We start from the raw sequence: 22,553 nt of genomic DNA, 5'->3' as shown, positions 1-22,553 counted from the left end.
AAGCGCCGGAATTGTAGGCATGCTGCGATGCGTCTAAGGTAGGGGCGTTGAGACCCCATCCCGCCATCTCCGTGACGACTACCCGGCCGCCTCGCGCCGATCCCGCTACCTTGGGCGATGACTATCCCGGACCGACGCCCGGGCAGGCGTCGCGTTTCCTGGCGCAGGCCACGTTCGGCCCGACGCCCGCGGAAATCGATCGCGTGGTGCGCATGGGGTATGCGGCGTGGCTGGACGAGCAGCTGAACCTGCCGCCGTCACAGACGCATTTCGACTGGCTGCTCTCCATCCGCGCCGATAACGAAGCCAACAAGGGCAACGGCATCAATGCGCCGCTGGAATCCACGCTGTGGCGCAAGTTCATCGCCGCGCCCGACCAGGTGCGCACGCGCGTGGCTTTCGCCCTGTCGGAAATCTTCGTGGTGGGCGTGTCGGCCATCACCGCCAACTGGCCCTTGTTCGGCGCGGCATCGTTCATGGACATCCTGGCCGAACACGGCCTGGGCGATTACCGCACGCTGCTGGGCGCGGTGACGCTGAACGTATCGATGGGCTGCATGCTGACGTATCGCGGCAATCGCAAGGAAGACCCGCGCACCGGCCGCGAGCCGGATGAAAACTACGCGCGCGAGGTGATGCAGCTGTTCACCATCGGCCTGTACCAGCTGAATCCGGATGGCACGATCAAGCTGTCCAAGGGCAAGCCGATCGAGACCTACAGCAACGACGACGTGCGCGGGCTGGCCAGGGTGTTCACCGGCTGGGACCTGAGCGGCAGCGAGGAAAACGTGGCCTTCCATCGGCGGCCGATGGCGCTGAACCCCGCCTTGCATTCCTTGTCGGAGAAGCGCTTCCTGGGGGCGGTGGTGCCGGCCGGAACGGGCGGCGTCGCATCGATGAACAAGGCCCTGGACGTGCTGTGCAGCCACCCCAACGTGGGACCCTTCGTCGGCACGCAGCTGATCCAGCGGCTGGTCACCAGCAACCCGAGCCCGGCATACGTGGGCCGCGTGGCGGCGGTGTTCGCCGATGACGGGCGCGGCCGGCGCGGCAACCTGCGCGCCGTGGTCAGGGCGGTGCTGCTGGATCCGGAGGCCCGCTTTCCCGACCTGGCGTCGCCGACCTGGGGCAAGGTGCGCGAGCCCATCGTGCGCTTCGCCGCCTGGGCGCGCGCCTTCGGCGCGACGTCGACCAATGGCAAGTGGGCCATGCCCGATACCACCGACAACACCATCCGGCTGGCGCAGAGTCCGATGCGTTCGGCATCGGTGTTCAACTTCTTCCGGCCGCGCTACACGCCGCCGGGCAGTCCGATTGCGGAGCGCGGCATGGTGGCGCCGGAAATGCAGATCACCGATGAAACCAGCGTCGCGGGCTACCTGAACTTCGTCGCGATCTACGTCGATCGCGGCTGGGAAGACCTGCAGACATCCTATAAGGCGGAAGTCGCGGTGGCGCATGATACGCAAGCCCTGGTGGACCGCGTCGTGCTGTTGATGGCCGGCGATGCCTATGATCGCGGCACCGCCGCCGAGATCGCGCGCGCCGTGGCCACCATACCGGCCGATCGCGCGCTGGACCGCGTGCGCGCCGCGGTCACGCTGGTGGCGGCCACCCCTGACTATCTGGTGCAGCGATGACGACTTCAACTTCGCGCCGGGAGTTCGTGCGCCGCGTGTCGGCGCTGGGCGCGGCGGGTGTCGCGGGCGCGGCGCTGCCGCTGGCCGTGCGCCTGGCCGCGGCCGGCGAAGCCGCCGCGCAGGCGGCGCCGCCCGGCACCGCGGCGCGATCCGATGGCAGCGAGGACTACAAGGCCCTGGTCTGCGTTTTCCTGTACGGCGGCAACGATCCCTACAACACGGTCGTGCCCTACGATGCCGATAGCTACGAGCGCTATTTCCGCACGCGCGCCGACATCGCGTTGAAGCGGGACAAGCTGGACGCGACGGTGCTGCGCGGATCGGCGCGCGACAATGGCGCCGCCGGACGCGCCTACGCGCTGGCGCCGGCGCTGGCGCCGCTGACGCCGCTGTTCGAGCGCGGCGCGCTGGCGGTGCAGTTGAACGTCGGCCCCATGGTCGTGCCCACCACCAAGGCCGATTACATCGGCGGGCGGGTGCCCATGCCCCCCAAGCTGTTTTCGCACAACGACCAGCAATCCTACTGGCAAGGCCTGGCGCCGGAGGGCGCGGCATCGGGCTGGGCCGGCCGGCTGGCCGACCTGTTCGCCGCCGGCAACGGCAACAGTACCTTCGCCAACGTCACGGCCGGCGGGACGGCGCTGCTCTTGGCCGGGCAGCACGTGTCCGCCTACCGTGTCAGTCCGGCCGGCTCGACGCCGATCGAGCTGCTGCAACGGGACACTTATGGATCGACCGCCTGCACCGATCTGCTGCGCGCGCTGTTGACGCGGCCCGGACCGCATCTGTTCCAGCAGCAGATCGCCGCCACGCTGGCGCGATCGATACGCGCCGACACGCAACTGCGCGCCGCCCTGGAAGGCGTCGACGTGCGCGGCGGCTTCGATACCCCCCTGGGCGCGCAATTGAAGATCGTCGCCCGCATGATCGCCGCGCGCCGGACGCTGGGCGTCAAGCGCCAGGTGTTCTTCGTCTCCCAGAACGGCTACGACAATCACGACGGCCTGAACGGCACGCATCCCGGCCTGCTGCGGGAACTGGGCGGCGCGCTGGCCGATTTCCAGCAGGCGATCGCCGCGCTGGGCATCGAAGACCGGGTGACCACGTTCACCGCATCCGAATTCGGCCGCACCCTGGTGTCCAACGGCGACGGTTCCGACCATGGCTGGGGCGGCCACCATTTCATCCTGGGCGGCGCCGTGCGCGGCGGCCGCTTCTACGGCACGCAACCCGATTGGGACATCAAGGGCCCCGGCTACGTCGATGCCGGACGGCTGCTGCCGAGCACCTCCGTCGAGGAATTCGGCGCGACGCTGGGCGCCTGGTTCGGCGCCGGTGACGGCGCGCTGGACGAGGTGTTTCCCCATCTGCGCAACTTCGGCAGCCGCGACGTGGGCTTCCTGCGGCGGGCCTGACGCATTCGACGTGGCGACATGGCCGGCGGACCCGGCCATGTGCATGAGTGCTCCGCTCGATGCACTAAGACGTCCGGGCAGAAGACAGCGCGCGCCGCCATACCCCAATATCTGGGACCGGAGGAGAGACCGGGTGGCGCGAGTGGTGAGGACGCGCCCGCATGGGGCCGCGCCAGCGCGGCAGGCCACCGCACACGCAAAATCACCATGACGACACACTGGCGTAACCGCGCGCGAAACAATGGGCCACGATGGCTGTTCCTGGCCGCGCTGGCGACCGTGCTGGCCCTGGCGGCAGGTGCGGAACAGGCCAGGGCGGGCGAGACCTACCGCTACAAGGATCCCTTCGGCAACTGGCGCAGCATGACGGTCGACAAGGGGATGGCCAAGTACTACAGGCAGGCCCAGGCGCGCGCGGTATCGCGCTGCGCGACCTGCGCCCCGCGCCTGCGGGTCGGCGGCCCCGCCGGCGCGCCGGCCACGGCCGCGGTGGCGCAGGCCGACGAAGCGCGCGTGGCGGCGCTCAGCACGCATCGGGGGCTGGACGATTACCGCACCGTCATCGCCAAGGCGGCAGCCGATTACGGCCTGGATAGCGCCCTGCTGGGCGCGGTCATCGCCATCGAGTCCGGTTTCCGCAAGGACGCGCGGTCCCCCAAGGGCGCGCTGGGCCTGATGCAGCTGATGCCCGGCACCGCCGCCGCCTTGCTGGCCGATCCGGATATCGAGCGTGCCCTCGTTGATCCGGCCACCAATGTGCGGGCCGGGTCGCGCCACCTGCGCAGCCTGATCGACCAGTATCCCGGCCGCCTGGACCTGGCGCTGGCCGCCTACAACGCCGGGCAGGGCGCGGTGCAGAAATACGATGGCGTTCCGCCCTATGCGGAAACCCAGCAGTACGTGCGCGACGTGATTGCCCTGTACGCCCGCTACAAGGCGGGCTGGTAGGGCCGGCGCGGCCGCGGCAGGCATACCGCCGCGGCCGCGCCGGTGGGCAAGATGGGGGATAGCCAAGCCGCGCGGGATATGGTCCCATGGAGCGCTTGATCGATGGTCTCCCGAGGATGGCATGCACGGTTTCTGGATGTGGGTTTCGGCTATGGGTGAATCGCGGCTGGTGCTGCCGGCCGCGCTGATCGCGATGCTGTTCGTCGCGATGACGCAACGGCCGCCCGTGCTCAATTGGCTCTGGGCCTTCGGCATCGCCGGGGCGGCGGTACTGGCGTCCAAGCTGGCATTCCTGGGGTGGGGCATAGGCTGGGCCGCCATCGACTTCACGGGCTTCAGCGGCCATTCCATGGTGTCGGCGGCGGTGTATCCGGTGCTGGGGTATGCCTTGGGCAATCGCCACTCGCGGCGTTTGGCAGTCGCGCTGGCATGGACCGGCGCCGCCTTCGCGGTGCTGATCGGCATTTCGCGCCTGGTGCTGGGCGCGCATTCGGTTTCCGAAGTGATACTCGGGCTGGCGGTGGGCGGTCTGGTGTCCGGGGTGGTGCTGGCGCGCTGGCCCGTCGGCCGCCTGGGCCTGCGCGGGGGGGCGGTGGCGCTGGCTTTCCTGCTGTCGGCGGCGGCCAGTTATTCGGTCGCGCCCAAGGTGCGCACGCATGACGTCGTGGTGGCATTGGCCCTGGCCTTGTCCGGCCAGGATGCGCCCTATACGCGCGATCATCTGCATCGCGGCCCGGTATAGGCGCCCGATGCAGGCGCGCGTGGCGCGCGTTCGCTGACAAAATGCTGAAAGAATGGCGTTGAACGGGATGTCATAATCTCGCTCCGTCGCCATAGAACCGTCTGTTTTTCCGCCATGCCGCTTGCCATCGGTGCGTTCATTGTCCCGCTCATCGTGGCCTGCGCCCTCTTCATGGAGAACGTCGACGCGACGGTGCTGGTGACCGCGCTGCCCTCGCTGGCGCGCGACCTCGGCGAAGACCCCATCACCTTGAAGCTGGCCGTCACCAGCTATGTCGTCGGCCTCGGCGTGTTCATCCCCATCTGCGGCTGGGTCGCCGACCGCTTCGGTCCGCGCACGGTGTTCCGTGCCGCCATCGGCGTATTCGTGGTGGGCTCGTTGCTGTGCGCGGCTTCCGACTCCCTGTTCACCTTCGTGCTCGCGCGCTTCGTGCAGGGCGTGGGCGGCGCCATGATGGTGCCGGTCGGGCGCATCATCATTTTCCGTTCGGTGGCGCGCGCCGACTTCGTGCGCGCCGTCAATTACCTGACCGTCCCGGCGCTGCTCGGGCCTGTCGTGGGGCCGCTGCTGGGCGGCTTCATCACGACCTACCTGCACTGGCGGCTGATGTTCTTCATCAACGTGCCCATCGGCCTGCTGGGTATCTACCTGACCAACCGTTATATCGACGACGTGCGCGATACCGAGCCGGGGCACCTGGACTGGCTGGGCTTCGTCCTGTCGGCGGGCGGCGCGTCGCTGTTCATGCTGGGCATGTCGCTGGTCGGCAGCGATGTCGTCAGCGACCGCGCGACCACCATCATGTGCGCGGTGGGCATCGTGCTGTCGGGCTTGTATGTGCTGTATGCGCGGCGCGCGAAGAACCCGCTGCTGGACCTGCGTTTCCTGCGCATCCCGACCTTCCACACCAGCGTGATGGGCGGTTCGCTGTTTCGCATCGGCCTGGGCGCGGTGCCTTTCCTGCTGCCGCTGGCGCTGCAGGAAGGCCTGGGCATGACGCCGTTCGAGGCCGGCATGATCACGTGCGCATCGGCCTTCGGTGCGCTCTTCATGAAAACCCTGGCGCAGCCGCTGCTGCGGCGCTTCGGTTTCCGTCCGGTGCTGATGGCGAACGCGGCGCTGTCCGGCCTGGCGCTGGCTAGCTATGGGCTGTTCCACCCCGAGATGTCACGCGGGGTGATCTGGGTCATCGTCCTGTTCGGCGGCATTTTCCCGTCGCTGCAATTCACCGCGCTGAATGCGCTGGCCTATGCGGAAATCGATAGCGGCGACGTGGGCCGGGCCACCAGCGTGGCCAGCGTGATCCAGCAGATGTCGCTGGGGCTGGGCGTGACGGTGGCGGGTATTGTGTTGCAACTTTCCCATTATGTGCAGGGCCACGCGCAGATCGTGTGGACGGATTTCTGGCCGGCGTTCCTGGTGCTGGGACTGTTCTCCGCCGCTTCCATCCCGGTGACGGCGCGCATGCCGCGGGGAGCGGGCAGGGAGCTGACGCGCGGGCGTTGATGTCGCCGGCGGTCCGGCTCGCATCATTGCTCGGCGCGGGTCCTTACAGGAAGGACTTGGCCTGCTGCAATACCACGTCGCAGGCTTGCTGGGCGGCGGCCTGCTTCAAGCCGCCACCGCTCAGGTCGACGCTCTTGCCGGAGCCGGTCTGCAGTACGCCCATCGCGCCGGACAGGTAGCCGCTGTCCTTCTGCGGAGGCTGGCCGGTGCTGCCGCCCAGCTTGCCGAGCAGGCGGTCCTTCAGCGAACTCGCGGTGCCATCCGACAGGTACTTGTTCTTGATGCAGTACTCCAGGATGCCCGCGGCGTTGCCCAGGTTGCCGGCGGTCAGTCCGCCCGCGTCGGGCGTCGATCCGCCGCCCAGACCACCCAAACCACCCAAGGCGCCTTTCAGGTCCAATCCTTCGGCATGCGCGGGACCGGCCGCCATGGCCGCGAGCATGCCCGCCAGCGCGGCGGCGCGTGCGAAATTGCGTGTCTTCATTGCTCTCACTCCTGGGTGAACTCCTATGCGAGGAAATGCCCGGGCCATGGGCCTAATCGGGCGATAATGTCGGCGCCGGACCGCCCCGGCCGTGCGCGGAGCACGAACCGCACGCGTGTCGGCGCATCGGTGCGGCCGATCCGCAGCCGGCGTAAGAATAGGCGCATGGGGTGCGCCTCCAGGTAACGATAGGTGCCATAACACTAGTCATCATGACGATACGTATACTGCTTTCCCGCGATACCGCCGAACGCCTGCGCGAGCCCATCGCGAAGGTGATGAATGGCCGTCCGTACGAATTGCGCATCGCCGAGCCCACGCTGGGCCACGCGTACGACGACGTGGATCTCGCATACATCTCGCGCGAGGTGACGGGCGCCTCGACCAAGCACGTGCTGATGGAGTCCCTGCAGGCCTTCTACGAATCGTTGCGGGCGTCGCCGGGGCTGCGCTGGGTGCATGTGCATTCGGCGGGGCTGGACCGGCCGATCTTTCCCGAACTGAAGGCGCGCGGCGTGGAAGTCAGCGCATCGGCGGGCGCGAACTCCGAACCGGTGATGCAGACGGCGCTGGCCGGCTTGCTGGCCTTGAACCGGCGCATGCACGTGCTCCTGGATGCGCAGCGGCAGGGTCGCTGGCTGAAGGCCACCGAGCTGAAGATCCCGCGTGACCTGGCGGGCCAGACCGCGGTGATCGTCGGCTGGGGCAGCATAGGCCAGCGCCTGGGCGCCGTGCTGAAACTGCTGGGCCTGAAGATCGCGGTGGTGCGCAGCAGCGCCGAACCGGTGGACGCGGAGACGGAAACCGTGGCGTTCGAGGACATCGGCAAGCTGTTGCCGCGCGCCGACTGGCTGATCCTGGCCTGTCCCTTGAGCGAGCGCACGCGCGGGCTGGTCGATGGCCGGGCGCTGGCGGCGCTGCCCGAAGGCGCGCACCTGATCAACGTGGCGCGCGGCGAGGTCGTCGTGGAAGCCGACCTGATCGAGGCCCTGCGCGCGGGGCGGCTGGGCGGAGCCTACCTGGACGTCTACGAGCACGAGCCGCTGGATGCCGGCTCGCCGCTCTGGCATATGCCCAACGTCATCGCCACGCCGCATGCGGCGGGCCATTCGGACGGCAATGCGAAGCGCGTCGACGCGATCTGGATGCGCAAGCTGGAGGAATGGCTGCGCGCGTATGGATAGGCGCTTCCGGGGGCGCGTCCAGCCGGTAGTTATCTAAAAGGCAGATAACACGAATCACTATATTTCGTTTCTCCAGATATGGGGTTCTGGGTAGCATTCCACCCATGAACTATGCCGAACGCAACGCGCCGTATTGGAAGAGAAACCTGGTGGTATGCGTCTTCGGATCGTTCACCACGCTGGTCAGCTTGAGCATGCTGCTGCCCTTCCTGCCTTTGTATGTGCAGCAGTTGGGCGCGAAGTCTGCGGATGACGTCATGCGCTGGTCGGCCATCGCCTTCGGTGCGACGTTCTTCGGAACCGCCATTACGGCGCCGGTGTGGGGCAGGCTGGCCGACAGGTACGGCCGCAAGCCCATGCTGATACGCGCCGCGGTGGGCATGGCGATCGTCATGTCGCTGATCGGCCTGGCGCGTGGCATTACGGATCTCGTCCTGCTGAGACTGGTCGCGGGCCTGGTCGGCGGCTATGCCTCCGCCTCGACGGTGATGATAGGAACCCAGGCGCCGCCGCGTCAGGCCGGATGGGCCTTGGGTGTCCTTTCCACCGGCGCCTTGGCGGGCAGCCTGGTCGGACCGCTGGTGGGCGGGTTCCTGCCAGGCCTCGTCGGCATCCGCGGTACGTTCTTCGTCGGTGGCGGCATCATCGCCGTGGCCGCGCTCGCGACGATGTTCCTCATACGCGAAGACTTCGACGTGCAAAGCCACCGATCGTCGACCGCAACGCGCGCAGCGGGCAGTCCTCGCTCCATCAACAACCTGTACATATGGACGTTGCTGACCACAGCGATGATGGTCCTGCTGTCGAACATGTCGATCGAACCCATCATCACGATCTACGTGGGCGAGCTGGGCGTGCATCACGACAAGCTGGCGCAGTCGGCCGGCATCATCATGGCCTGTTCCGCGCTCGGCAGCATACTCGCCGCGCCGCGACTGGGCGCGATGGCGGATCGCGTCGGCAGCCGCCCGGTCATCATCGGCTGCCTGGTCGCGACTTCATTGGTCCTGGTACCCCAGGCATTCGTCAAAGAGTGGTGGCAGCTGGCAGTGCTGCGGGGAATCATGGGCGCGACACTCGCCGGCTTGCTTCCTTCGGTGGCCAAGCTCATACGCCAGTCCGTCAGCGAAGGCGAGTCGGGATCGGCGCTGGGCTATCTTCAATCCGCCCAGTTTTCCGGGCAGGTCATAGGCCCATTGCTGGGCGGCGCGATTGGCGTCCACATGGGCCTGCCGCATGTCTTCTTCGTGACGAGCGCGCTGTTGCTGCTGTGCGCGCTGCTGAATTACTGGTCCGAGCGGCGCGCCAAGGCGGGCGTGGCGAGGCCGGCGAGGTAAGTCCGGCCTGGCCCTGCTCCCAGGCAAAGCCCAGGCACGGTTCGCTGCCTAGTCGGCGCGTATGCCATTCGCCTTGATGATCTGGCTCCACTTGTCCCGTTCGTTTACCACGAAGGCGGCCATCCCCGCGCGTGTGCTGGGTGTCAGATCGATACCTTGCTGCATGGTCCTGGCCTTGACCTCCGGGTCCGCCAGGGCCTGTACGAAGGCGGCATTGAGCTTGTCCAGGATGGCCGGGGGCGTCTTGGCCGGCGCCATGAGGCCGAACCACGGCGTGACGTAAAAGCCCGGGACTCCCGCCTCGGCAAAAGTCGGCACGTCGGGAATCGATGGGGAGCGTCGTTCACTGGCAACCGCCAGTGCACGAAGCTTGCCCGCGCGGATATTCGCCAAGGACGAAGGCAGGTTGTCGAAGAGCATGTCGATCTGGCCCGCGAGCAGGTCCTGGGCGACCGACGCCACGCCCTTGTAGGGAATATGCGCGACCTGGGCGCCGGTCTTCGCCCGAAGCAGCTCGATCGCCAAATGCGGCGAAGTGCCGACGCCGGCCGATCCCGCGTTCAACTTGCCGGGGTTGGCTTGCGCGTAGGCAATGAGTTCGGCGAGATTCTTCGCGGGCACGTTCGGATTCACCACCAGCACGCTGGGCACGGTGCCCAGCAGGGTGACGGGTGCGAAGTCCTTGACGATGTCGTACGGCGCGGGGTTGTACAAGGCCGGCGCGACCGCGCAACCGAATGCGCACAGCAGCAGGGTGTAGCCGTCGGGATTCGCGCGCTGGACGTATTGCGCGCCGATATTGCCGCCGGCACCGGTCCTGTTGTCGATAATGATGGGTTGCCCGAGCGCCTTTCCGACTGCCTCGGTCAGGGTGCGCGCGAACACGTCGGGTGCGCCCCCGGCGGTATACGGCACGACCACAGTGATGGGCCTGGTGGGAAAGTCCGCCGCCCCCGCCTGGAGGGGTGCCATGGCCGACAGCATAACGACGCCGAAGGCCGCCGCATGGCGGGCGGCGTGGCGAGCGAAGAAACGGCGGATGAGTCCGCCACCGAGAGGTTTCCTGGTCAATTGAGCCACCTTTGTGATTGGCGAATACGGCCCATCTGCTTCCGTGCCCCCAGGCATGTACCCATCGGACCGCCGATGAATAATATGGTCGCGTCAAGGGCGGCGGTAGCAGTTTTCCAAGATGGAATCGATCTGGAAATGTGAATCCCCGGGGTATCTGCATCCGTGATCGAAGGCATCTGAAAGAATCGCTCCCCTCGGCATTTTCCCGACGCTAAGATGCCGCCAAGTCATTCAATATGCGGGAGCGTCATGGCTGCGACACTTACTCGAATCGAGACCTTGCTTTACCGCGCCGAAGTCCATGAGCCGGTCAAGACATCCTTCGGTTCGATTCCGCGCAGGTCGGTCCTTTTGCTGCGCGTGGAGGATTCCGACGGTGCGCATGGCTGGGGCGAGATCTGGTGCAATTTCCCGCCGTTCTCCGCCGACAACAAGGCCCGCTTGGTCGAGACGGTCATCGCGCCGGTAGCCTTGGGCGTCGAATGCCAGGACCCGAAAGCCGTATGGCATGCATTGAGCGCGAAGACCCGCCGCTGGGCGATACAGAGTGGGGAATACGGCCCGATAGCAGCCTGCCTGGCCGGGCTCGATCTTGCGCTCTGGGATATGGCGGGACGAAAAGCCAAGCTTCCCTTGAGGGCTTTGCTCGTGCCGGGCGATGTCCCCGAAACCGTGCCTGCCTATGCGAGCGGGCTCAATCCCGATTCCGCGTTGAAGACCATCGACAGGGCGCGCGTGGCCGGATTCAATGCCTTCAAGGTCAAAGTGGCGTTCGGGCTGGCGCAGGACCTCGCGGTCCTGGACGCCATCAACAAGGAGTTGGCCCGAGACGAGCGCCTGATGGTCGATGCCAACCAGGGCTGGGACATGCCGGAGGCGCGGATCGCGGTACCCAGGATGGCGGAACGCGAGCTCGGCTGGATCGAGGAGCCGATTCCCGCCGACAGTCCGGCGGAAGACTGGGCGGAGTTGGCGATGCTTTCCTCTTCACCCATCGCGGGGGGAGAAAACGTTGCCGGATTCGCGGATTTCTCGCGGCTGATCGCGCAGCGCAGCCATAAGGTGGTGCAGCCCGACGTACTCAAGTGGGGCGGCATCACCGGCTGCTTCGCGGTCGCCCGCCAGGCCGTGGCCAACGGCTTGACGTATTGCCCGCACTGGCTGGGCAGCGGCATTGGGTTGTCCGCATCGGCCCATCTGCTATCCGCTGTGGGCGGGGACGGAATACTTGAGCATGACGTCATGGAGAATCCGCTGCGGGAGCCTCTCGCGCTTCCTTTTCCCAGGGTCCGCGACGGCAGGTTCCCCTTGCCCCAAGGCGCGGGACTGGGTGTCGAGCCTGACGTTGCCGGCGTGTCGCGCTGGCTGCTCGACCGTAAGGACCATCGGAAGTAACCGTTTCCAGAAAAGGAGCTGTCCAGATGTTGATCGAGTTGAGGCGCTACACCATCGTCCCCGGCAAGCTGAAGGAATATCTCAGCCTGTACCAGGAAAGAGGATTTCCAGCGCAACGGAAGCACGTGGGGGAACCCGTGGGGTACTTCATTTCCGAGATAGGCACTGTCAACCAGGTGGTCCATCTGTGGAAATACGAGGACTTCGCCGATCGCCAGGCGCGTCGCGCAGCCATGGAGGCGGACCCCGACTGGCAGGCATACAAGAAGTTGACGGCAGCCGGCGCGTACATCCAACTGCAGGAAAGTCAGTTGTTAAATCCCGCGCCCTGGTCAAAAATCTGACCAACATGGGCTTGCCGGGTGGTCGACATGAATCTCTGGGACCTGAAGATATTCAATATGGTGGCGCGCACGGGCGGCATTGGGCGTGCGTCGGCGGAGTTGAACACGGTTCAGTCCAACGTGACCGCCCGCATGCGGCGTCTCGAAGAAGAACTGGGGACGCCGCTGTTCGAGCGGCATTCCAGAGGCGTTGCCTTGACGGCGGCGGGCAAACGCCTGCAACCGTACGCGGTCCAGGTCATCGAGCTGATGAACCAGGCCAAACAGGCCACCGCGGATACAGGCGCGCCGTCCGGTCCCCTGACCATCGGCGCGGGCGCCCTCACGGCGTCGCAGAGACTTCCCCGATTGATATCCCGATACGCGCAGACCTGGCCTGACGTCGACTTGTCCGTTACGACGTCGACTACCGGACGCCTGATAGAGGACGTGTGTTCGCACAAGCTGGACGGTGCGTTCGTGGCGGGACCGATCTGCGTCCCGGGACTGATCTCCGAGCCGATGTTCATGGATGAGCTGGTCCTGGTTACCCCTCCGTCGGTCCGTTGTCTTCAAGAGGTGCTGGACAATCGTTCGTTGCGGATGATCGTGTTTCCCAACGGCTGCGCCTATCGGCCACAACTTGCGGAATTGCTCCACAGGGAAGGCGCGCCACCGCGCCGCACGATGGAGTTGTACTCGCTCGATGCAATCATGAACAGCATAGGCGCGGGGCTCGGCGTGGCCTTGCTGCCGGCCGGCGGCGTAAGGCCCTATGTCCGTGACGGGATGGTCGCGACTCATCGGATCGACGAGAAAGGCCGGCCGGCCGAGACGTGCTTCATTCGCTCGGCCAGCCTGCGGGTGTCCAGCGCCGCGTTGGAATTCATAAGGATGGCGGCACATTTCCGTCCCGCGGTGTTGCTGCCTCACTTCACGACTTCCGAGTCGGGAGCCGGGACGCCGGCGCGCCTGACAGTCTGATGCTTCCACGCGGGCTGGCATTCCGCTGGTCCAGGCCTGCGGTGGGTGTCTTTATTCCTGCAGCGTGATATTCGTTTCCTTGATGACCTTGGCGAACTTGGCCGTTTCGGCGCGGCGGAATGCGTCGAACTCGGCGCGCGACGACGGCGCGGGCTCGGCGCCCTGGTCTTTCAGGGCCTGCAGCAGGCGGGGATCCTTCATGGCCTGCAGCGCGGCCTTATTCAGCTTGTCCAGGATGGGCGCCGGCGTACCGCCGGGCGCGAACAGGCCGAACCAGTTGACGACCTCGTAGCCGGCGAGCTGCGGCGTTTCCGACAGGGCGGGCACGTCCGGCAGGGCTTCTAGGCGATGCGATGACGTGACCGCGATGGGACGCACCTGTCCGCTCTTGATGAAGGGCATCGCGGCCGCCACGCTGGTGAAGGTCATCGTCACGTGCTGGGCGACCACGTCGGCGATCTGCTGCGCCGCGCCCTTGTACGGAATGTGGCGGATGTCGACGCCCGCCATGCGGTCCAGCAGTTCACCGGAAACGTGCTGCAGGTTGCCGATCCCGCTGGAAGAAAACGTCAGCCTGCCGGGTTGCGATTTGGCGTAGGCCACCAGCTCGGCGGGCGTCTTGACCGGCACCGACGGGTTCACCACCAGGACGTTGGGAATCCGCGCGACCAGCGTCACCGAAGCCAGCTCGCGCTCCGGGTTGAACATCATTTTTTCCTTGTACAGCGACGGGTTCACCACGATTTCGCCGGCCGCGGACAGCAGGATGGTGTAGCCGTCCGGCTTGGCCTTGGAAACGTAGTTCGCGCCGATCATGCCGCTGGCGCCCGGCTTGTTCTCGACGATGATCGACGTGCCCAGGGTGTCGTGCAGGCGTTCCGCCATCAGGCGCGCGATCAGGTCGACGCCGCCGCCGGCGGTGTACGGGACGATCAGGCGGATCGGCATGGTGGGATAGTCATCCGCCGCGCTGGCGGCGCAGGGGATGGACAGCAGCGCGGCGATGCCCAGCGCGGCGCGCAGGCGTGGGATCAGGGGTTTCATCATCGGTCTCCTCATGTTTTCTGTTTCATTGCGGCTCGATCGGCGGGTCCGGGCGATCCGCCCGATTCCGCCCGACGGCCGGGACGTTCAATCGCCGAACACCATGCAGACCGGGCTGCCCGTGGCCGCGACCACGCCGGCGTCGGCGAGTTCGCCGGTACCGGGATCGACGTGGAAGGCCACGATGGTGTCGCTGTCCTCGTTGGCCGCGTACAGGTAGCGGCCCGCGGGGTCCAGGGTGAAGAAGCGCGGCGTGCGTCCGCCGGTGGCCCAGGCGCGTACGTAGCGCAGGCGGCCGCTGGCGGCGTCGATGGCGAACAGCGTGACGCTGTCGTCGCCGCGATTCGATGCGTACAGATGGCGGCCCGTCGCGTCGACCGCGATCGCCGCGGCGCGGCTGTTGCCGGTGTAGCTGTCCGGCAGCGTGGACAGTATCTGGAACGGCGTCAGGCCGCCGGTGTTGATGTCATGGCGGTATGCCGTGACGGTGGAGTCCAGTTCGTTCACCACATAGGCCCATGGCGCGGCCGGATGGAAGGCGATATGGCGCGGGCCGGCGCCTTCGCGCGTCGCGACGCAGGGCGCCGCGGCCGGCGCCAGCCTGCCATCGGCGAGACGGAAAGCGAAGATCCGGTCCAGTCCCTTGTCCGGCACGATCAGTTGGTCGCTGCCCGGCACGAAAGGATTGAAATGCGGCTTCGCGTGCTGCTGCTCGATGCGGTGCGGACCGGGCTCGCCCGGCAGCGAGACCAGCTGGCTGACCGGCAGCAGCATGCCATCGCCCGCCAACGGAAGCACGGCCAGCGTGCCCGTCGCATGGTTCGAGACGACGATGTGCGTGCCGCGCGGCGCGATCGCCAGGTGCACGGGGTTGCGGCCTTCCGTGCCCTGGCGGTTCAGGAAAGCCAGGCGGCCGGTGTCCGAATCGACGCGGAAGGCGCTGATTTCGCTGGCGTCGCCGTGCACCGCGTACAGCACGCGGCCGCGTCCCGTTGCCGGCACGGGGCCCAGTGCCAGATAGGAAGGGTTGACCAGGTCCGCGACTTCCTGCACCAGGCTCAGCGCGCCGGTGCCGGGATCGCGATGCCAGGCCGTGATGCCGCGTCCGCGCGCATTGCGTTCCCGGGAAGTCCTGCAACCCACATAGACGCTGGCTTTCATGCGCGCAGCTCCGCGAAGGCCATCTTGCGCACCACGTAGGGCAGCACGCCGCCATGCGTCAGGTAGCGGATTTCCTGTTCGGCATCGAGCCGCAGGGAGACTTGCAGTTCGCGCGGCGCCGCACCGCCCGCGCGCCGGATGCGCAGCGTCAGCAGGTTGTCGCCCACCTTCAAGTCGTCCAGGCCCAGGAGATCGAAACGTTCGCTGCCATCGAGCGCCAACATGTCGGCATGGGCGTCGCCGGTGAAGGTCAGCGGCAGCACGCCCATGCCGATCAGGTTGCTGCGGTGGATGCGCTCGAAGCTGCGCGCCACCACCGCGCGCACGCCCAGCAGCGCCTGCGCCTTGGCCGCCCAGTCGCGGCTGGACCCGGCGCCGTAGTTCCATCCCGCGAAAACCAGCAGGGGAATGCCGCGCGCCACGTAGGTCGCGGCGGCATCGTAGACCGGCAGGACCTCGCGCCCGTCGGCGTCCCAGGCCCAGGCGCCGGCGCCGCCCTGGTCGCCCACGAGCCGGTTGCGGACCGCCTTGTTGGTATAGGCGCCGCGCAGCATGACCTCATGGTTGCTGCGGCGCGTGGAATATTGATTCAGGTCTTCCCGCGCTTCGCCGCGCGCCAGCAGCCACTGGCCGGCCGCGCTGGCGGGCGGTATGGTGCCGGCCGGCGAGATGTGGTCGGTGGTGACGTTGTCGCCGAATACCATCAGCGCTCTCGCGTCGTTCAGCGCGGCCAGGGGCGCGGCCTGCGGCGTGACGGATTCCAGATAGCGGGGCCGGCGCAGATAGGTCGAGCCGGCGTCCCAGGGATAGCGCACGCTGGGCGGCGCCGACAGCGCGCGCCATTGCGGCGTGCCGGCCCAGATGGTCGCCGCGCGCTGGCGGAACAGTTCGGGCCGCAGCACGCGATCGGCCAGCGCGGCGACGTCCTCGTCGGCGGGCATCAGGTCGCGCAGCCAGACCGGCCGGCCGTCCGCATCGGCGCCCAAGGGGTCCTGCTCCAGGTCGACGCGGATGTTGCCGGCGATCGCGTAGGCCACGACCAGCGCGGGCGAGGCCAGGTAGCCGGCCGGCAGACGGGGATTGACGCGGCCTTCGAAATTGCGGTTGCCGGACAGCACGGCGACGCCGCGCAGGCCCTGGTCCACCATGGCTTCCCCGGCCGCCGCCAGGCCGCCGGAGTTGCCGATACAGGTCATGCAGCCGTAGCCGACCAGGCCGAAGCCCAGGGCTTCCAGGTCCGGCAGCAGGCCGGCCTCGGCCAGGTAGTCGCCCACCGTGCGAGACCCGGGCGACAGCGAGGTCTTCACCCAGGGCTTGCGGCGCAGGCCACGCTCGCGCGCGCGGCGCGCCAGCAGGCCCGCCTGCAGCATCAGCAGCGGGTTGGCGGTGTTGGTGCAGCTGGTGATGGCGGCGACCAGCACGGCGCCGTCCGTCGGTTCGTCCGCGGGTTCTCTCGTCGGTCCGCCCGTCGCGGGCGCCTGCGCGCCCATGCGCTCGACGAAGGACGCCCCGGCGCGCGCCAGCGCCTGGCGTTCGTGGGGTTGGTGCGGCCCCGCCACGCTGCGCTGCACGGCCGCCAGATCCAGCGGGATCACCGCGTCGAAGCGCGGCTCCGGCTCGCCATCGCGCCGCCACAGCCCTTGCGCCAGCAGATACGCCCGCACGCGTTCGCGCTGCGCGTCGGTACGGCCCGATAGCCGCAGGAAATCCATGGCTTCGTCATCGAAGGGGAAGAACATCACGGTGGCGCCGTACTCCGGCGCCATGTTCGCCACGGTGGCCCGCGCCGCCCAGCCCAATGTCGACAATCCGGGCCCGCAGAATTCGACGAACTTGCCCACCACGCCGTGGGCGCGCAGCAGCTCGGCCAGCGTCAGCGCCAGGTCGGTGGCCGTCACGCCCTGCGCCAGGCGGCCGCTCAGGCGTATGCCCACGACCTCGGGGTAGGCGATGGGGACCGGCTCGCCCAGCAGCGCCGCCTGGCTCTCCAGGCCGCCTATGCCCCAGGCGAGCACGCCGATGCCGTTGATCATCGGCGTATGGCTGTCGGTGGCCACCATATCGTCCGGATGCAGGAGGGCCTGGCCGTCCTGCGTGCGCGCGGCGCACACGACTTCGGCCAGCGCTTCCATATTCATCTGATGGATGATCCCCGTGCCCGGCGGGATGACCTTGAAGTTGTCCAGGCTCTGTTCGGCCCAGCGGATGAAGCGGTAGCGTTCGCCGTTGCGCCGGAAGTCGATATCCAGGTTGGCCTGAACCGCGTCCGGATCGTCGTAGTGTTCCACGATTACCGAGTGGTCGATCGTCAGCACGGCGGGAATCAGTGGATTGACCCGCGAGGGGTCGCCACCCAGTTCGGCGACGGCGTCGCGCATGCCCGCGAAGTCGGCCAGCGCCGGCAGGCAGGTCGTGTCGTGGAACATCAGCCGGTTGGGATGGAACGGCACTTCGCAGGCCGGGCCGCCGCCCGCGGCGCGCGCCAGCAGGGCGGGCAACGCCTCGGGCTGGCAGCGCGCCACGTTCTCGATCAGCAGGCGGATCGAGTAGGGCAGGGCCGACAGGCGCTCCGCCGCCAGGATGCGGTGCAGCGCAACATAGGCGTGGTCCTGCCCGTTGACGGCGAGGCGGTCGAGCAGAGCGGGGTCGGGTCGATTCATGGACGGATCGTAAACCCCGCCCGCCGCCGGGAAAATTGATGCTTCGCCAAGCGAGCGTTTCCCGTTGAAGAACGCTGCGCCCCGCCTGCGCGTCGCTACGCGCGCAGATACCCCACCAGCGACCGCGCCGTGGGCGGCAGCGTTTCCAGGCTGCGTACGCCGATCAGCAGGCTGCGCCGGGCCCACGGTTCGGCCAGGGTCAGCGCGCGCAGCTTGCCGCCGCGCAGGTAGGGCGCGGCGACCGCCCGGGGCAGCACGGCGATACCCAACTGGGCTTCCACCAGCTTGCACATGCAATCGAAGCCGCTGATGCGTATGCGCGGCCGCAGCGGCTTGCCGCGCTTCTTGGCCTCCGCCGTCAACAGCGCGTGCACCGAACTATCCAGGTGGGGACCGACGAACTCGTGGTCCAGCACCGTGTCGAAGCGCACCTTCTGGCGGCGCGCCAGGGGATGCGTCGCCGGCACCACCACCACCAGTTCGTCCTGCCGGTAGGGGAACAGCTGCAGGCCATGCGCGGGCGTCTGTTCGGCGAAGATGCCCAGGTCGGCGTGGCCGTCGGCCACCGCTCGCACTACAGCCGTGCCCACGCGCTCTTCGATGTCGAACTTGATCTGCGGATAGTCGTTGGCGAATCGTTCGATGTCGCCCGGCAGGAATTGCGCCAGGGCCGACGTGATGGCGTGGATGCGCACGTGGCCCTTCACGCCGGCGGCATAGCCCGCCAGTTCTTCGTCCATCAACGACAGCGTATGCTGCATCTGGCGCGCGTAGTGCAGCAGGGATTGGCCGGCCGGCGTCAGGTCCACCCCGCGCGCGTAGCGCACCAGCAGGGGCGAGCCCGCCTGCGCCTCCAGTTCGGCGATCCGCTTGCTGATGGCCGATACGGCCAGGTGCTTGCGCTGCGCGGCCTTGGTCAGGTTCTTGTCCTCGGCCACGGCGATAAACAAATCCAGGCTGGTCAGGTCGTATCGCATGATCGATGTATCCGGCTGTCGCCGTGCGCCTCGTCCGGCGGCCATGCCGGTCTTCTGTTAGGCTTGAGGCCCATCGCCGGTCTCGGTGATGGTGGCAGGGCGCATAATTGCACGACTTCGTCCAACTCAGGTGGGATTTCACGACCGCAGCGATGAAAGCGCAACCGCTAAGATTCGATCGTAACGTGATCGACGATGTCCTGGCCGGCAGGAAGGTCCAGGCGCGCCGGATACTCAAGCCGCAGCCGCCCGACAATACGGTCAGCTGGCTGCGGGAAATCGGCCCGGGCGGCAAATGGATGGCGGTGGAAGACCCGCCGCCCACGCCTTCGCGCCGGCGGGTGCGCCGCATGGTGTGTCCGTATGGTGAACCGGGCCAGAGCATCCGGGTGTACGACGATGCGGGCGCCGCCTTCGGGGTGGTGACCCTGGTGGGCGTGCGCATCCAGCGGCTGCAGGATATCAGCGAGGCCGACGTCGTCGCCGAAGGCTGCGCGGACGGCCAGAGCGCGCGCGGCGGCTTCCTGCCGGGCATGCCCCTGAAGTCGATATTCGCGGTGGCGTGGTGCGAAACCAATGGCGCACGCGCCTGGGCGGTGAATCCCTGGGTGTGGGCGCTGGAATTCAGGGTGACGGAGGCCTTGCCCTACGACCGCCGGGCGGCGCCGCCGGACGTCCCGGAGGCGCCTGGAAACGCGCCGCCAGAAAATCAATGAAGGTCCGCACCCGCGCGGACAGATGGCGGCTGCCGGGGTAATACACGAACAGGTCGGCCGAAGGCAGCGTGTAGGCCGGCAGCAGCCGGCGCAGGCGGCCCGTCTCCAGGTATTTGGCCAGGTCCCACTCGGAACGGATCAGGATGCCATGGCCGTCCAGCGCCCACCCCAGGACGATATCGCCGTCATTGCTGGCCAACGCGCCGGCGACCTTGATCGCCTGGGTTTCCCGATTGCGCGTGAAGCGCCAGACGCCGTAGGCCTCGTCGTTCTGCCGATGGATGATGCAGCGATGCGCCGCCAGGTCGGCGGGCCGCTGCGGCGCGCCGTGGCGGGCCAGGTAGGCGGGCGACGCGCACAGAAAGCGGCGATTGCTCAGCAATCGGCGCGCGCTGAGGCGGCTGTCGGGCAGGGTGCCGAAGCGCACCGCCAGGTCCAGGCCCTGTTCCACCAGGTCCACGGGCCGGTCGGTGACTTCCAGCCGGACTTCGACGTCGGGATGCAGGCGGGCGTAGTCGGACACCAGCGGCGCGATCACGGTGCGGCCGAAGCCCAGGGTGGCGTTGACGCGCAGCACCCCGCGCGGTTCGGCACGGCTGCTGGTGACCTGGTCCTCCATTTCGCGGATCTCCGCCAGGATGCGGCTGGCGTGGCGCAGATAGGTTTCGCCCTCGCTGGTCAGGCTGGCGCGCCGCGTCGTGCGATTCACCAGGCGCACGCCCAGGCGCTGCTCGAGCTGCGCCAGGCGTTTGGTGGCGGCCGGCGGCGTCATGTCGAGTTCGCGCGCGGCGGCCGACAGGTTGCCGTGTTTGGCCAGCAGGACGAAGAAGTTCAGCTCGGAGGCAATATCGGATTTCATATACGCGCGTACCTCGTGCCCTGGAGATCCGGTTTTCGCCGAAAGTTAATAATAATCTTCCTTCAGGTGAATAAAAAACCCCCGGGACTTCGTTAATCTCTGGTCGACCCCAGCCCCGCCGGGCCACGCATACCGACAGGAGACTCCCGTGCGCATCGTCGAAATCCGCGAGCAGACCAAACCCATCAGCTCGCCCATCCGCAACGCCTACATCGACTTCAGCAAAATGACGCTCAGCCTGGTCGCCGTCATCACCGACGTGATGCGCGACGGCAAGCCCGTGGTGGGCTACGGCTTCAATTCCAATGGCCGCTACGGCCAGGGCACGCTGATGCGTGAACGTTTCATCCCGCGCGTGCTGTCCGCCGAACCCGACACCCTGCTGGATGTCACTGGCCAGAACCTGGATCCGCACAAGATCTGGGACCGCATGTTCATCAACGAAAAGCCGGGCGGCCACGGCGAGCGTTCCGTCGCCATGGGCACTCTGGACATGGCGGTGTGGGACGCGGTCGCCAAGATCGCCAACAAGCCCCTGTTCCAGCTGCTGTCGGAGCGCTATGGCGACGGCAGGCCCGAACGCAAGGTGTTCGTCTACGCGGCCGGCGGCTATTACTACCCCGGCAAGGGGCTGGAAAGCCTGCAGGACGAAATGCGCGGCTACCTGGATCGCGGCTATTCGGTCGTCAAGATGAAGATAGGCGGTGCGTCGCTGGACGACGACCTGCGCCGCATCGATGCCGTGCTGGACGTGCTGCAGGACGGCCAGCGGCTGTGCGTCGACGCCAATGGCCGCTTCGATCTGAAGACGGCCGTGGCCTATGCCAAGGCGCTCTCGCAATACGACCTGTTCTGGTACGAGGAAGCCGGCGACCCGCTGGACTACGAACTGCAGGCCGAGCTCGCGCAGCACTACGACAAGCCCATGGCTACCGGCGAGAACCTGTTTTCCATGCAGGATGCGCGCAACCTGATCCGCTACGGCGGCATGCGGCCCGACCGCGACTGGCTGCAGTTCGACTGCGCGCTCAGCTACGGCCTGGTCGAATACCTGCGCACGCTGGATATGCTGAAAAGCTACGGCTGGTCGCCCAGCCGCTGCATCCCGCATGGCGGCCACCAGATGTCGCTGAACATCGCCGCCGGATTGGGCCTGGGTGGAAACGAGTCGTACCCGGACCTGTTCCAGCCCTATGGCGGTTTCCCCGACGGCGTGCGGGTGGAAAACAGCTATATCACCATGCCGGACCTGCCTGGCATCGGTTTCGAGGGCAAGAGCGACCTGTACGCGGAGATGAATCGCCTGTCTTCCTGAGCGGCGGGCAGCCTTCCCGTCGCGCGGGGCGTGGAGCGATCCCGCCCCGCCCATTCAGGGCCGGCGCTATTCGCCCGCCGCGTCCCGATCCAGGTACCACAGCAGTTCGCCCTGCGGCCGTACGCGGCCGGAGGGCACGCCGGGATCGTGCGCCCGCGCGCGGCTGACGGCGGTGCGCTTCTTGTCGCCCGCCGCCAGGAATACGACGGCGGCGGCGCTGTCCAGCGCGGGCAGCGTCAGCGATATGCGCGGTTCCGGCTTCACGCCCACCACCGCGACGGTCCAGTCGCGGGTGTCCTCGACCTGCGGCGCGCCGGGAAACAGCGAGGCCGTGTGGCCGTCGTCGCCGATGCCCAGCAGATTCACGTCGAACAGCGGCCGTCCAGCTTCCAGCTTCGCCGACCCGTAGTACTCGCGCAGCGTGTCGGCATAGCGCGCGGCCGCCGATTCGGGCGTGCCGTCCGCCGGCACCGGGTGCACGTTGTCCGGCGGGATCGGCACGTGGTCGATCATGGCCAGGCGGGTCATGCGGTAGTTGCTCTGCGGATCGTCGTACGGCACGAAGCGCTCGTCGCCCCAGAAGAGGTGCACGCGCGACCAGTCGATGCGGCTCGCGCGCTCCGGCTGCGCCAGCAGTTCATACAAGGGTTTGGGCGTGCTGCCGCCCGACAGGGCCAGCGCGAAGCGTCCTTCGCAGGCCGCGATGCGCGCCGTCAGCCAGTCGGCAAGATGCGCCACCAGGCTGGCGGTGTTCTCGAAGATGCAGCTTTGTTCCTTGTCCATGAAGAC

Annotated in this window: 20 protein-coding genes; 12 read left to right on the top strand and 8 right to left on the bottom strand. The window is 67.5% G+C overall.

All coding sequences use genetic code 11. The annotated features are described in order from the left end of the window. The first annotated feature begins 110 nt into the window (after positions 1-110). The 5 genes from CAL26_RS21860 (at position 111) to CAL26_RS21840 (ending at position 6,251) form a co-directional block, all read left to right on the top strand. Entirely contained in the window at positions 111-1,640 is a 1,530-nt protein-coding gene (locus CAL26_RS21860; protein ID WP_094848813.1) for a DUF1800 domain-containing protein, read from the top strand. After that, positions 1,637-3,055: a DUF1501 domain-containing protein gene (locus CAL26_RS21855; RefSeq protein ID WP_094848812.1), complete on the top strand. Its 1,419-nt coding sequence runs from the start codon at positions 1,637-1,639 to the stop codon at positions 3,053-3,055. Before CAL26_RS21860 ends, CAL26_RS21855 begins: the two co-directional genes overlap by 4 nt. A 207-nt stretch (positions 3,056-3,262) precedes the next feature. Then, entirely contained in the window at positions 3,263-4,003 is a 741-nt protein-coding gene (locus CAL26_RS21850; protein WP_094848811.1) for a lytic transglycosylase domain-containing protein, read from the top strand. Between the two features lie 151 nt (positions 4,004-4,154). Further along, positions 4,155-4,745, top strand: a complete 591-nt coding sequence (locus CAL26_RS21845; protein WP_179283430.1) for a phosphatase PAP2 family protein — start codon at positions 4,155-4,157, stop codon at positions 4,743-4,745. A gap of 114 nt (positions 4,746-4,859) precedes the next feature. After that, on the top strand, positions 4,860-6,251 hold the full coding sequence (locus CAL26_RS21840; protein ID WP_094848809.1) for an MFS transporter: 1,392 nt from the start codon (positions 4,860-4,862) through the stop codon (positions 6,249-6,251). A gap of 43 nt (positions 6,252-6,294) precedes the next feature. Here the strand turns inward: CAL26_RS21840 and CAL26_RS21835 are convergent, their stop codons facing one another. Then, positions 6,295-6,735 carry a DUF2501 domain-containing protein gene (locus CAL26_RS21835; RefSeq protein WP_094848808.1) on the bottom strand — a complete coding sequence of 147 codons (441 nt, stop codon included), beginning with the start codon at positions 6,733-6,735 and terminating at the stop codon, positions 6,295-6,297. A gap of 212 nt (positions 6,736-6,947) precedes the next feature. Here CAL26_RS21835 and CAL26_RS21830 point away from each other — a divergent pair, with 212 nt between their 5' ends. Next, positions 6,948-7,919 (top strand): D-2-hydroxyacid dehydrogenase, encoded by a 972-nt coding sequence (locus CAL26_RS21830; RefSeq protein ID WP_094848807.1) that lies wholly within the window; start codon positions 6,948-6,950, stop codon positions 7,917-7,919. Positions 7,920-8,023: 104 nt separating this feature from the next. After that, positions 8,024-9,256, top strand: coding sequence for an MFS transporter (locus CAL26_RS21825; protein ID WP_094848806.1), 1,233 nt, complete (start codon positions 8,024-8,026; stop codon positions 9,254-9,256). A 48-nt stretch (positions 9,257-9,304) separates the two neighbouring features. Here the strand turns inward: CAL26_RS21825 and CAL26_RS21820 are convergent, their stop codons facing one another. Continuing rightward, positions 9,305-10,228: a Bug family tripartite tricarboxylate transporter substrate binding protein gene (locus CAL26_RS21820; protein WP_256988558.1), complete on the bottom strand. Its 924-nt coding sequence runs from the start codon at positions 10,226-10,228 to the stop codon at positions 9,305-9,307. A gap of 351 nt (positions 10,229-10,579) precedes the next feature. Between CAL26_RS21820 and CAL26_RS21815 the strand changes: the two genes are divergently transcribed. From CAL26_RS21815 to CAL26_RS21805, 3 genes are read left to right on the top strand one after another with little or no spacing between them, the layout of a single operon-like run. Continuing rightward, a complete protein-coding gene (locus CAL26_RS21815; protein WP_094848804.1) occupies positions 10,580-11,725 on the top strand; it encodes a mandelate racemase/muconate lactonizing enzyme family protein in 1,146 nt (381 codons plus the stop codon). A gap of 26 nt (positions 11,726-11,751) precedes the next feature. Continuing rightward, positions 11,752-12,069: an NIPSNAP family protein gene (locus tag CAL26_RS21810; protein WP_086066719.1), complete on the top strand. Its 318-nt coding sequence runs from the start codon at positions 11,752-11,754 to the stop codon at positions 12,067-12,069. 27 nt (positions 12,070-12,096) lie between these two features. Continuing rightward, positions 12,097-13,032, top strand: coding sequence for a LysR family transcriptional regulator (locus tag CAL26_RS21805; protein ID WP_256988662.1), 936 nt, complete (start codon positions 12,097-12,099; stop codon positions 13,030-13,032). Between the two features lie 51 nt (positions 13,033-13,083). Here CAL26_RS21805 and CAL26_RS21800 read toward each other — a convergent pair whose 3' ends face one another. The 4 genes from CAL26_RS21800 to CAL26_RS21785 form a co-directional block, all read right to left on the bottom strand. Then, positions 13,084-14,079 (bottom strand): Bug family tripartite tricarboxylate transporter substrate binding protein, encoded by a 996-nt coding sequence (locus tag CAL26_RS21800; protein WP_256988557.1) that lies wholly within the window; start codon positions 14,077-14,079, stop codon positions 13,084-13,086. A gap of 84 nt (positions 14,080-14,163) precedes the next feature. Next, on the bottom strand, positions 14,164-15,237 hold the full coding sequence (locus tag CAL26_RS21795) for a lactonase family protein (protein ID WP_094848802.1): 1,074 nt from the start codon (positions 15,235-15,237) through the stop codon (positions 14,164-14,166). Beyond that, positions 15,234-17,897: an aconitate hydratase AcnA gene (gene acnA, locus CAL26_RS21790; RefSeq protein WP_094848801.1), complete on the bottom strand. Its 2,664-nt coding sequence runs from the start codon at positions 17,895-17,897 to the stop codon at positions 15,234-15,236. Before acnA ends, CAL26_RS21795 begins: the two co-directional genes overlap by 4 nt. A 95-nt stretch (positions 17,898-17,992) precedes the next feature. Beyond that, positions 17,993-18,874 carry a LysR substrate-binding domain-containing protein gene (locus CAL26_RS21785; protein ID WP_094848800.1) on the bottom strand — a complete coding sequence of 294 codons (882 nt, stop codon included), beginning with the start codon at positions 18,872-18,874 and terminating at the stop codon, positions 17,993-17,995. 185 nt (positions 18,875-19,059) lie between these two features. Here CAL26_RS21785 and CAL26_RS28185 point away from each other — a divergent pair, with 185 nt between their 5' ends. Beyond that, complete coding sequence (locus CAL26_RS28185) at positions 19,060-19,590, top strand: hypothetical protein (RefSeq protein ID WP_143277478.1); 531 nt, start codon at positions 19,060-19,062, stop codon at positions 19,588-19,590. Here the strand turns inward: CAL26_RS28185 and CAL26_RS21780 are convergent. After that, positions 19,499-20,449: a LysR family transcriptional regulator gene (locus CAL26_RS21780; RefSeq protein ID WP_094848799.1), complete on the bottom strand. Its 951-nt coding sequence runs from the start codon at positions 20,447-20,449 to the stop codon at positions 19,499-19,501. The genes CAL26_RS28185 and CAL26_RS21780 overlap by 92 nt on opposite strands. A 148-nt stretch (positions 20,450-20,597) precedes the next feature. On the opposite strand from CAL26_RS21780, the gene CAL26_RS21775 reads away from it, so the two are divergent. After that, entirely contained in the window at positions 20,598-21,764 is a 1,167-nt protein-coding gene (locus CAL26_RS21775) for a mandelate racemase/muconate lactonizing enzyme family protein (protein WP_094848798.1), read from the top strand. A gap of 66 nt (positions 21,765-21,830) precedes the next feature. Here the strand turns inward: CAL26_RS21775 and pgl are convergent, their stop codons facing one another. Beyond that, a complete protein-coding gene (pgl, locus tag CAL26_RS21770) occupies positions 21,831-22,547 on the bottom strand; it encodes a 6-phosphogluconolactonase (protein WP_094848797.1) in 717 nt (238 codons plus the stop codon). Positions 22,548-22,553: the final 6 nt, after the last annotated feature.

The organism is Bordetella genomosp. 9 (assembly GCF_002261425.1).
Lineage (GTDB): Bacteria > Pseudomonadota > Gammaproteobacteria > Burkholderiales > Burkholderiaceae_B > Bordetella_C.
The sequence above is the reverse complement of the archived record's forward strand: the minus strand, read 5'-3'. Positions and strand labels throughout refer to the sequence as shown.